The 12,238-nt window shown below is 30.2% G+C and carries 11 protein-coding genes and 1 pseudogene; 2 read left to right on the forward strand and 10 right to left on the reverse strand.

What is annotated here, in order from left to right:
- Positions 1-80 precede the first annotated feature (80 nt).
- From AC0N0V_RS12640 to AC0N0V_RS12655, 4 genes and pseudogenes are all read right to left on the reverse strand, one after another.
- Entirely contained in the window at positions 81-1,250 is a 1,170-nt protein-coding gene (locus tag AC0N0V_RS12640; RefSeq protein WP_474458272.1) for an iron-containing alcohol dehydrogenase, read from the reverse strand.
- Positions 1,251-1,520: 270 nt separating this feature from the next.
- Positions 1,521-1,814 (reverse strand): annotated as a pseudogene (locus AC0N0V_RS12645) (recombinase RecA); the annotation flags it as partial.
- On the reverse strand, positions 1,798-2,193 hold the full coding sequence (locus tag AC0N0V_RS12650; protein WP_474464525.1) for a CarD family transcriptional regulator: 396 nt from the start codon (positions 2,191-2,193) through the stop codon (positions 1,798-1,800). The gene AC0N0V_RS12650 and the pseudogene AC0N0V_RS12645, both read right to left, overlap by 17 nt.
- A 186-nt stretch (positions 2,194-2,379) precedes the next feature.
- A complete protein-coding gene (locus AC0N0V_RS12655) occupies positions 2,380-2,625 on the reverse strand; it encodes a hypothetical protein (protein ID WP_474458273.1) in 246 nt (81 codons plus the stop codon).
- Positions 2,626-3,063: 438 nt separating this feature from the next.
- Between AC0N0V_RS12655 and AC0N0V_RS12660 the strand changes: the two genes are divergently transcribed.
- Together AC0N0V_RS12660 and AC0N0V_RS12665 are read left to right on the forward strand one after the other, a co-directional pair.
- Positions 3,064-4,326, forward strand: coding sequence for a hypothetical protein (locus AC0N0V_RS12660; RefSeq protein ID WP_474458275.1), 1,263 nt, complete (start codon positions 3,064-3,066; stop codon positions 4,324-4,326).
- 49 nt (positions 4,327-4,375) lie between these two features.
- A complete protein-coding gene (locus AC0N0V_RS12665) occupies positions 4,376-4,855 on the forward strand; it encodes a CBO0543 family protein (RefSeq protein ID WP_474458277.1) in 480 nt (159 codons plus the stop codon).
- 392 nt (positions 4,856-5,247) lie between these two features.
- Here AC0N0V_RS12665 and AC0N0V_RS12670 read toward each other — a convergent pair whose 3' ends face one another.
- The 6 genes from AC0N0V_RS12670 to AC0N0V_RS12695 form a co-directional block, all read right to left on the reverse strand.
- On the reverse strand, positions 5,248-6,726 hold the full coding sequence (locus tag AC0N0V_RS12670) for an Lsa family ABC-F type ribosomal protection protein (protein ID WP_474458278.1): 1,479 nt from the start codon (positions 6,724-6,726) through the stop codon (positions 5,248-5,250).
- A gap of 570 nt (positions 6,727-7,296) precedes the next feature.
- Positions 7,297-7,584, reverse strand: coding sequence for a YciI family protein (locus AC0N0V_RS12675; protein ID WP_474458279.1), 288 nt, complete (start codon positions 7,582-7,584; stop codon positions 7,297-7,299).
- A gap of 292 nt (positions 7,585-7,876) precedes the next feature.
- Positions 7,877-8,323 (reverse strand): DUF3795 domain-containing protein, encoded by a 447-nt coding sequence (locus AC0N0V_RS12680; protein ID WP_474458280.1) that lies wholly within the window; start codon positions 8,321-8,323, stop codon positions 7,877-7,879.
- Positions 8,324-8,417: 94 nt separating this feature from the next.
- Positions 8,418-9,203 carry an RNA polymerase sigma factor gene (locus AC0N0V_RS12685; protein ID WP_474458281.1) on the reverse strand — a complete coding sequence of 262 codons (786 nt, stop codon included), beginning with the start codon at positions 9,201-9,203 and terminating at the stop codon, positions 8,418-8,420.
- A 531-nt stretch (positions 9,204-9,734) separates the two neighbouring features.
- Positions 9,735-10,277 carry a GNAT family N-acetyltransferase gene (locus AC0N0V_RS12690; protein WP_474458283.1) on the reverse strand — a complete coding sequence of 181 codons (543 nt, stop codon included), beginning with the start codon at positions 10,275-10,277 and terminating at the stop codon, positions 9,735-9,737.
- 776 nt (positions 10,278-11,053) lie between these two features.
- Complete coding sequence (locus AC0N0V_RS12695; RefSeq protein ID WP_474458285.1) at positions 11,054-12,025, reverse strand: HD domain-containing protein; 972 nt, start codon at positions 12,023-12,025, stop codon at positions 11,054-11,056.
- Positions 12,026-12,238: the final 213 nt, after the last annotated feature.

Genomic DNA, 12,238 nt, shown 5'->3' on the forward strand with positions numbered 1-12,238 from the left:
GTCAAGAGTTTTTTTAAAAATTTCTGGCGACGCATTTTTTCGAATACACCGCCAGATTTTATAGTTTAATAAATTAATTTTTACTTATAGGATGCTTTGTAAATTGCTACACAATCTTCTATGCTCAGTTCACATCTGTCAGCTAAGAACAACCCAACCATTGCATCCTTTGCATTATATGCAAACGTTTCAAATTCCTCAGGCTTAATTCCATAATCGGACATCTTTAAATCTGCAACGTTGCATTCTTCCTGTAATTTTGAAAGCATTGCAATGAAATCCATAGGTTCCTTCGCGTCCTCCATACCCATTGCTTTCGCCACACGTATAAAACGTTCATCACAAACATGTTTATTAATGAAATGAGTAAAATATGCCTTACTAAGCATAATCAAACCTGCTCCGTGAGGTAAATTCTGATGATATGCAGACATGGCATGTTCCAATGAATGCTGACTAGATAATGTACCAACACACATTACTACACCGGACAAATTATTACCAAAAGCAACTCTTTCTCTTGCCTCCATATCGTTTCCGTCTTTTACTGCTCCTGCAAGATATCGACTGATATTTTCAATTGCAGTGATGGCATACATATCACTCATTAAATTCACTTTGTTATTGATATACCCTTCCATACTGTGTGATAAAGCGTCCCATCCTTGGAAAGCTGTGAACTTAGGAGGTACTGACTTCATAAGTTCCGGATCTACAATAGCTAAAACGGGGAAAAACGCAGGGTCTTTAATGCCGATTTTTTCGTGTGTCTCTTCATTTGTTATAACTGCACCCATGTCTGTTTCAGAACCTGTCCCTGCCGTTGTTGTAATTGCTACTATAGGAAGCGGTTTGTTCTCAATTGTTTTTCTTTTTCCGGTTCCTGACTGAACATAGTCCCATAAATCTCCCGAATTTGTTGCCATCATTGCAATTGCTTTTGATGCATCCATAGGGCTTCCACCACCTAGTGCCACGATAAAATCACAACCATTTTCACGGGCAAATTCACCACCTAGCATAACTGTTGATTTCAATGGGTTAGGCTCTACTTTATCGAATACAACTGTTTCAACACCTGCAAGTTTTAGCTGTTCTTCCACTCTAGCAAGATAACCGTTTTCCCTAGTAGATCTTCCATTAGAAATCACAATCATTGCCTTTTTACCTGGCATAGCCTGATCTTTTAGATTGCTTAACTGACCTGCTCCAAATAAAGTCCTTGTTGGTATATACATATTAAAGCTCATATTTAATCCTCCAATTTCTGAAATTTACTGTCTCTGAAGCAATTATACTCCTTCGACTCAACTCCAAGTCAATTATTTTTTTATAGTGCTTTTAACTTTAACTGCTCTCTTATTCGAAAAGATGATCTGTGTCTAATTAATAAATTACTATTGTTCATATATCGTATATTTAGGATTAATAAATCCCATAAGAAATATATGATGCTTCTATTACATAAAGCACTATAAAGTTTTAGGAATCTAAAAATATAATAAAATATTTTGGTACGTTTACATACTTTCATCCATAACTGAATGCTTTATTAATGGTAGATTATATTTTTCCCTAATTAGATTTTCTATTTCATGAGCCAGGTCAGGATTATTTTTCAAATACAACTTAGAATTTTCTCTATCCTGGCCTAGTCTTACATCTCTATATGAAAACCATGCTCCACTTTTTTCAACTAATTCTTCATTAACTGCTATATCTATTAAGTTACCTTCCACTGAAATACCTTCATTGTACATTATATCGAATTCTGCTTGTTTAAAAGGCGGCGCAACCTTATTTTTTGTTAACTCTTTCATGAAATTTTCGTCCATCCTTTTCCACTTTAATCTTTTCCTTCATCAAAGTATTAACTATCATAGCAATTTCTTTACGATTTCCTTTTTTTACAGTATTAGAATATATTTGAGTTCGTTGACTCTCCATTTCTATCCAAGCAATACCTGGCAGATTAAAAGATTCTAGAATTTCTTCTGCATCCTCCCTACTTACAAGTTCTAACATTATCACCTTATCATTATCCACAGGAGTACTTATACTTAATCTGCAATCCCCCACTGGATGTAAACTATAATACTGTTTTGTAATACCCAAATATGTCTTTTCGCATATATCATCTATACGACGAATCCCCTGTGCTGAATATATTATTAAATCTCCAACATTAAACATTTCACTTGCTCCTTCACTATGAATTTTCAACGTAATTGACTAAATTTATATTATTTCGGATATGATCCTAATATATAACGCAATTATTTAGTAAACGTTTACATATGTTCTTTCATAAATTTATATATAACATCCCTTAAAAGAATATTAATCTTATATTTTATTTTTAAATTTCTTAAGAAGCTGTTATTCCCTCCACGGCATATAACCACCATAATACTTTTGGGCAATATGACTTTGTATTGATCTTCCAAGACTGGCTAAACGCTGATATGCGCACTGAAGTGAATTAAATTCTTCTTTGTATGTTCGTTTAAAAGTACACTCTTTCCCCTGACACTTATAAACAGTTAGTCTTGTGCACCTTCCAGTTTCAGATAGTGCAATGCAATCAGGAAACCTAGACAAATCCGATAGTCTATGTATCGACATATTCCCCCCTTTCTAGCAAACAAAAATATAGGAGTACTTTTAGTATTTTAGCACATAAAAACTGGTTGATGTAAGTAAAACTTTTTAGATATAACATACTTTTTTGCAATATTATAATGTTTATGAGTGTAGTATTATTTAATTTTGCTATTTAGCATCATAAATTTAATTATCTATAAACATTTACCCTGTAACTGTTTATGTAGAAGATATGGACGATATTCTTTGATGATTTAATAATGTGGTATTAAAAATTAAAGGTCTTTTACACTTATTATAAAATTCAATAGTTTGAAACTATAGAATCAATGTATAGTTAACATTAGTTAAAACAAAACAGTAAGATATTTCTTAACTAAAATCTTCCTCCGAAGGCTTTGGTTTAATAATTGAAAACATGTCAATAATCTAAGAGAATATATAATTAGAGGAGCTAAAATGAGCAGTTTAAAATATGGTGAATCTTTTGCAAGAAGGGGCGTAGCCTATCTTAGTTTATTGGGAACAACCCAACTACATTTACGGAATCCACTTGTGGTTGCTGCTTGGTCAGTGGCATTTCCGGGCATGGGACATTTGTTATTATCAAAGTATTTACGAGGATTCCTTTTGTTTATATGGGAAGTAATTGTAAATTATAATGCACATATTAATTTGTTGATTCTTTACTCTTTTATAGGAGATTTTGAAAGGGCTAAGCAAGTTGTAGATATTAAGTGGATGTCTTTCTATATACCTGCATACTTATTCTCCATTTGGGATAGTTATAGGACAACAATTGATTTAAACCATGCATATATGTTGGCTGCTAGAGAAGATGCAGAAATTAAGCCTTTTAAAATAAATGCAATAGAAATAAATTATTTAGATAAAAGAAATCCATGGATTTCAACAATTTGGTCATTGTTGATTCCGGGTGCAGGTCAACTATATATTCATAGGCTTATTACAGCATTCTTTCTTGTTACTTGGTGGATAATTCTATGTTTAAATGCTAATTTCCTTCCAGCAATGCATTATACTTTTTTAGGAGATTTTCAACAATCAAAATCTACCTTAAATATGCAGTGGCTTTTAAATGTCCCGTCAGTGTACTTTTTCGCTATGTATGATGCTTATGCAAATACAGTTGAAAATAACAAACTATTTGATTGGGAGCAGTCAAAGTTTTTAGAAAGAGACTACCAAAATCCAAACTTTGTAATACCATTAAAAAAGAACATACGAGGTGATAATATGTACATTATTTCTACCTTTGAGCATTCAATATATTTAGAGTTAGCCATTACAGCAATTCAGATGAAAGGAGTTAAGAAAGAGAATATTATGGCTGTTTCTATGGATAAAAAAGGTGAACAAAGAGTGCTATTTGATTCTATTCATAGCTCTGACGGACTAAGTTTGTTTGATTTACCTGCTATTCTTGCTGTTATAGGCGGAATATTTGGAGGAATATATGGTTTCGTCTTAAAATGGGGGCCTTTACTATGGGGGCTAATTGCTATATCTATAGGTTTTGCTTTGGGTCTAATTATTAAGTTAATCATAACTAAAAGGTATAGTGATAGACAAAATGATAGAAGGGGAACAGAGGTAGTTATCATAATACAGTGTATAGAGAGTCAGTTGGAGATGGTCAAGGATATCCTCTGGTCTCACAAGGCTCTTGGTGTTAGAAAATTAGATGTAGATAATTCTTAATTTGGCTATGAATTTATTATGAAATATGAATAATCAAAAGGAGGCTGTTTTGAACAAGGAGTATGCAATCTATATTATTGAGGGGATTTTAATAACTATATTATTATTTCGATTCATTCCTAGAGATGAAATTCGTGAAGCACATGTGGCTTATTTATTTAAACTAATAATAACATGTTCAGTAGGTTTAGCAGTTGTAGAATATAGACTCATTGAATACCCTGTTAGATTTTTCCCATATGCAACTAAAGCAAGTTTTTTATTTGAGTTCTTTTTATATCCTGCTATTTGTTCCATATTTGTAATTAATTATCCTGAAAAGAAAAGTGTTCCTGCTAAATTTATGTACTACTTTTATTACTGTACTATTCTAACAATTATTGAGGTAATTGAAGAAAGATACACTGATATTCTTACATATATACATTGGAGTTGGTTTATAACTTGGATTACTTTCTTTATTACATTCTATCTAGCACAAAAATATAATCAGTGGTTTTTCAAAAAAGTCAAGATAGTCAGTGAATAATATTCTAAATCTTTTAAAATATAAAAATTGCTATTGCTTCATTTGCTACTGTAAGTAATGAAGGTTCGAAAACTTTAAATTATAAGATTATACTATTAGAAAGGTAATGCAAATTAAATAAACTAGAGGGCCATATAATTACGGCTCCCTAGTCTATATTGAATTTTAATACTCCTAAGGGTTATACATAGATTACTTGTCTAACTTTAAAACCCTTTAATTTTGTATTAATATGAGAAGTATAATATTGTACCAATAAGCTTTTGCTCTTTATAATATCTTTCTTGCTATTATATTTTGGAGAACGCGTATATAAAAACTTAATCATTCTTTATCCGACTTTGCCAGCATTTCTTTATATAAATCATATGTGTTTTTAATTATAATTTTCATTACAATTTTATCGTTTTTGTTGCGACATTCTCACAAAATGCAGAATCATGCTCAACAAATAAAATTGTCGGTTGATATTCAAGTAACAGTTTCTCAATCTGCATACGAGAAATAACATCAATAAAATTCAATGGTTCATCCCAAATATACAAATGTGCCTTTTCACACAAACTTCTTGCAATCAATACCTTTTTCTTCTGTCCTCCGCTAAAATCCTCCATATTCTTTTCAAACTGCTCTCTTGAAAAATCAAGCTTTCTAAGAATAGATTTAAATAAACTTTCATCAATACAGTATTTATATGCATATTCAGATAAACTGCCATATAAATCTGATGTATCCTGCGAAACGTACGAAATTCTTAACTGATTATTTTTTATCACTATTCCGCTATGAGTAATATCTTCTCCGCAAATCAATTTTAATATACTTGATTTTCCACTACCATTCTTTCCTTGGATAGCAATTCTTTCACCCTGCTTTACGGTAAAGCTTACTCCTTCACAAGCAATTCTATCATCATAACAAATTGAAACATCTGTTAGTTCCACAAGCTTATTATCATGAAAAGAAAGTGGCGCTATTTTTAATCTTTCATTAGATTCAATATTTTTAAGAAGTTTTGATTTTTCTTCAATCATATTTTGTTGTCTGGATTCTATATTTTTAGCTCGCTTCATCATTTTTGCCGCTTTGTGTCCAACATAGCCTTTATCTAATTTACTTCCAGAATTAGTAGTTCCATACTTGCTGCTTTCCACACTATCTGACCATGCAGATGTACGTTTTGCTGAACTTGAAAGTCGGTTGATATCCTTTTTCAATTTTTCATTTTCTGCTAGTTCAAAACCATCTTGTAATTCTTTGTTTCTCCACCATGAAGAAAAATTTCCTTTCTGTATTTCAATATTAGTTTTATTAATAGCCAATATATGATCGACACAATTGTCCAAAAAATACCTATCATGTGAAATCAGAATAAATCCTTTCTTTTTCGCCAAGTAATTACTAAGTTTTTTTCTAGCTTCAGCATCCAAATGATTTGTAGGCTCATCAATAAGTAAGAATGAGTTCTCCTTCAAAAACATAGCAGCGAGCAATGCTTTGGTCTGCTCTCCTTTTGATAGTGACTGAAACTGTCTGTATAAAACATCATCGTCTATATCCAACAAGGATAATTCTTTCATTATTTCCCAATCCATTGAATTCGGACTGATTTCCCTTATGATATCTATTGTGAAATTTTCTTGTTCCTGCACTTCATAAGGAAAATATTCAAAAGTTACATTGGCTGATATACTTCCAGTATATTCGTATTTGCCTAATAGAAGATTCAAAAAGGTAGTTTTTCCCCTTCCATTTCTTCCGGTAAAACCCAATTTCCAATCAGTATCAATTTGAAAGCTTACATTTTCAAAAATAGTATCATAACTGCCTTCATAAGCGAAGGTCAGATTTGTAACATTTATCAAAGACATATTTTTGTCCTCCTTTGTAATTAAATTAATAGTACAAATAACAAAGTCGGAACATTAGGCGACCTGGTATTACTTCATATAAATCTCGCCTACAGTGTCCGGCCCTATATGAAGATCATCATGTGTTAGCATAGTGTCTTTAGTATCCATAATATTATTCATCCTCCTAATTCTAATTATTTATAAAAAAATAAGAGCTGCAAGAAATTATTATTCTTACAGCTCGTAAATATACGCAGTTAAGCTAATCATCATAGCGTAACACAAGTGTATACATTAAGAGAAAAAAGAACAACTTTCTTGCATAAGTACAACAAAACAAACAGAACACATCTGCTTATCTTTTTATCATATTGTACTTTAAAAATTAGCAAGAAAATTTAATCATCTTTTCACCTCAAATCTCAAATTATTTTCATTGTACTATTATGAGTCTAAAAAGTCAATGGCGAGAGAGTTAAGAAAGTTACTTTTTTTGACTCTAGTACAAACTCCTTATTTTTCAAAATCACACAATGAATTTCCATACTAAAACTTATTTTTGCAACATAAACGAAATAAGTAATACATCTAATTGTTATCTGATAATATAAGTAAATCCCATTCATATAACTCAACTCTATAAAGACCTCTTTCAATTATCGGATCTTTTTGAGCAATTATTTTTGCCTCCTCTAAATCTTTAGCCTTAAATATAATCATCCCGCCTTTAGTATTAGCGAATCCACCTCCAACAAAATATCTTTCAGCAGCAACTCCTTTTAGATACTCCACGTGGTCTTGAAAATCTTTTGGTGTAGGCTCTAATTCATTATTTTTATAATCAATTCTTACAAATACCTTATCACCTTTTTTCATATTATTTACTCCTCCTTTTTCTCATCGCCCATGCTAAACTTTGTGCAAGTCCAATAATATATGATTTTCCTTTTTCATCTTTTATAATATCTCCATTATGCACTCCAACCCAATGTTCCAATATCCAAAACTAGATATAAGCATCTCATTTACAAGATAAAAATCAATTAAGCAATTTATAGTTGTTAACTGCCCATTTTCTCCTTAAATGGCATTTGGACCTTCCAGCTTTTTTGACAATAGCTGGTTATTGTTATAAGAAACCTACACCAATTGACAATTTTATGCAAATCTAATACCTTGGCTCCCCTTTCTGATCAATATAGAAGTTATCAACACCGCTATTTTTCATGGCATCATTATTCTTCTGCCACAGCTTAGAAATAGCTTCATTGTATGTTGTGGGGTTACAAGGGTATTTTGTACATTCAAAACAAAAGTTTACCTTTTCTTCTTTATGGCATGTATTTATACTGCATTGGCATTTAGTCTTATGACTAGAACGACATCCTGAACAGCTGCCCTTTGAAAAATGATTTAAAATAGATAAAAATTGCTCGTAGTAATTAAATATAGGCTTAAAGTCTTTTATTTTTTTAGCCATATATTCAAAGTTTTCTAAGTTCTCATTAAGCTCTTTGCTTAACAGTACTATTTTGCTATTCTTATAACTTGCACACCTTGAGCAGTCATTTCCACAAGGAGCTAACTCCTTTACAGCTTGTTGGTAGTTATTCATTACACTTCCTCCTCTAATAAAACAAAAATATTTTCTTTCACTTATATAGATGCAACAAAAAGAGGAGAGTCACGTTTTCAACAAAAAACTCAAATTATTTTTTATCAATATACATTTCATTTATTATATTAGTAACTTCTTCATACCATTCCTCAGAAGGTTTTCTATCCGGCATATTTTTATATAAGAAGTTTATTTTCCTCCGCACTTCACTGTTAAAAGTATAATTTGATTCTGTATAATCTAGCTTTGTGATCAATTTATGTTTATGAGAGTTCTTTTGTAAATTATCTCTTGTTTTAGAGAACTCAATCCAAGCTTTACAGCAGCAAGGATTATTTAAATCTAAAAGACTACAGTGGTTACTAAAGAATGAATCTAAATTTAGGTGAGCTCGATAAAGAAGTCCCTTAGTTGCACTTTTGGATATACCAATTATTTCTGAAACTTCGTCCAAGGACAATCCAAACATGTCTATTAATGAAAATGCCATCCGTTGATGTAATGTGAGTCGCCTTACCATTGCTAGAAAACAGCCATTTTGTAGATCGCGAATACACTCCTCTACAATAACCTCATCTTCGGGTTTTGGAGGATTGTCAACATATAAGCTGGCTTCTCTTTCGAGAAGATTAATATCCTCAACAAGTAGTTCACTATAACCATTATTCTTCCTTTGTTTCATTAGAAAATTATTAAAGCATATTTTTCTCAACCAAGCCTTAATTGCCTGGGGGTTCTCTAAGGTTTCGTTCTTTCTCCATGCATTAATAAATGTTTCTTGTGTTAAATCCTCTGCAAGAGATGGATCACACGCTAATTTTAAAGCATAGTTGAAAATATAGTTTCCATATGTATTTATTATAAATTCGATATCCATAAATTCACTTCATTTCTTTTTTGTCAATTAATTCAGGAGTAATTAATTCTCTAGAATTAGTGCTTCCTGATTCTAAAGCAGGACTAAACTTAAGTAAACCTAGTTTGGTCCTATTCAAAAGATATAGCAACTAGTTAAAATTAATTTTCTGACATGTTTACAAGGATCTAAATCAAATACTTTTATAACCTATTTAGATTATGGTACAATAAATACATTTTATCTACATTAAATATCTACATTCTATGATTATTTGCATCAATCATTTCCTCTATTTTATGTAAACATAATATTTGAATTGCGTCGTAAAAACACTGTAAAATTCTAATTTGAATAATACAGTGCTTTTATAAATTGTTTGTTTTTTCACTTTTTACGTTAAATTAGAATATTCCCAAGTAACTACAATAATTATTCTTAATAATACCTATAACTTGAAAACTACACAATACTCTTTAATTTTTTAATAAAATCAAGTTGTGTTTCATTTTAGTATTGCAAAGCCTCAACATATAAACAAACTTACATTTCTTATTTAGCTTGAATTTTGCCAAAAAGTAATGAATCATAATATTTATCTTCTATAAAATAGTGGTCTTTTAATCTTCCCTCTAACTTATACCCGTTCTTTTCTAATATACGAGCAGAGCCAATATTGGCATCCGTTACACTAGCATGGAGTTTGTGAAGGTTAAGTGATTCAAATGCGAAATCACTTACCAAAGCAAGACTCTCTGATCCATACCCCTTGCCCCAGTGGTCTTTATGAAAAACATAGCCAACTTCAGCTTGATTGGCTTGTTTGTCAAAATTGAAAATCATAACTGTCCCTATAACTTCTTGAGTTGATTTTAAAGCAACAGAAGCGTATAAATGAGTACCTGCTAACTCACGGTTTATCATTAATTCAACGAACTCAGTAGTTTCATTTAAGGTCTTCATTAAGTTCCATCCAATAAAACGTTTAACGTCCTTATCTGACGCATAATCATGTATAGCTTGAGCATCACTTGTACTTAGTGCTTTAAAATAGATATTTTTACCTTCCAATGAATGAAATAAATCTTTGTCCATTTTTTACTCTCCTCTAACTATTAATTTCTATTGTCATATGATTACGAAACAATTTGAGTTCTGAAGATTATTTTACGTATCTAAAAGAAACTTAATACAATATTAATTTCTACAATTTCAGTACAACAATATGTTCATACCTTTCACTTGACAAGTGGAAATTTATCCACTCCTTGTTTACTTAACAAATTTGTGAACTTAATATAAACAGTTCTTCTAAATAGGAAAACAACTTCTCTCATTGAGATACTGATAGTTTTCAAATATCTCAAAACAAGGAGTTGACATTTATGACAATGCCAACTTGAAATCGTATACATTGATTAATTATAGTATATCTTTAATAATATGTCAATTTTCAACATTCATTTAAACATAACCTTATAATAATAGGTTCTATTTAAGAATAGTGTTGATATTATAAAATTGCTGAAGGAAACTCTAGGATTCCTTTTAACGTAAAAATTTATAGTTTCGGCTTAAATTATAACACATATTGCATATTATTACTTATATGCTGTTTACAAAAATATAAGTGTCTTTATTTTAATACCGTCTACGATAAAGGAACAAGTGCTTTTTTAATCACCACACTATTTCATTTTCAAAAAACATCTATATATTTGGATTTAAAGATTGATACATATAATAATTAAGAATAGGCTCTGTCATATTTTAATAGTAGAGTCTTACTATTTTTGAATTGCGAACTAAAAAATACCGTATATTCTTTTGAATAATACGGTATTTTAAATATATACTGCTTAATAATAATTTTATCCTATTTTAATAAATACACCTTCCTCAGACTTTTTTAATGCCTTCTCATTTAATATTTTCACAACACTTGACTTTTCTGAAGTTTTATAGCGTTTCCCACCAATATTTATAGTTGGGTCAATTAGCCTTATCTTATTTTTTTGAAATATGTCATATTTATCTTTATTTTCTATTAATCTTACTTGACTATTTATTGATTCAATTAAGTTTATTACTTCTTCTGAACTAGAATTCCTTAGTAAACTATATACGTACCCATCTTCTTTTAATAAATCTTCTAAAGTAATTTCATGTAATTTAATTGCTATTTCTAATGCTTTAGATAATCTATCATAAGCATATACATTCAATGGGTTCATAAAAAATCCTATAACCTCTTTATAATATACATCTACAAACCATTCAGAAATTTCCACAGAATTAACTACTATCTCTCCTTCAACTACAGATAAATTACTTAAAAATGTCTTAATTTCATCTTTTGATATAAACCCATAATGATACATATCTCTTAATGTATAATCTATTCTATCTGCACATAATTTAGGTGCTCTCTTTTCAAGTATTGTCCACTTAGACTCATTTAAAAGTATATCCTTATAATCATATCCATTAGTTGATAGTATTTTAGGGATATTAGAAGATTGAATAATTTCATCATATATTTTTTCATGATAATCTTCATTACTATTTTTAAAAACAAAGTCAATAACGTGTGAAAATGCAGTGTGAGAAATATCATGTAATAAACCTGCTATCTGTTCCTCAATACTCCCCCCCATTATTCTTATAAACAACATTGTACCAATAGAATGTTCATATCTAGTAACATTCCATTCAGAATTAATCAAATAACTTGCTCCACCCTGATGAATCCCTTTTAATCGTTGTACCTCTTTTATTTTTATAAGTTCTTCTAAAATTGTTTCAACCTCAAACTCACCATAGATACTATCTGTAATTTTCATAATTTCTCCTCCGTATTTTATTACAACTATATTATGGTTTTTATAAACAACTCCTAATTATCTACTAATTTAATAAATAGATAATTATACATTAATATAAATATAAACTAAAAGTACTATAATTTACATATATATTGTAAATACCGTACTATTCAATTTTCAAAGATCAATTTTTCTTAGTTAGTTCGCAATATGCTCAATATTAGACTCTAT

This window comes from Clostridium sp. CS1-1 (assembly GCF_056135525.1).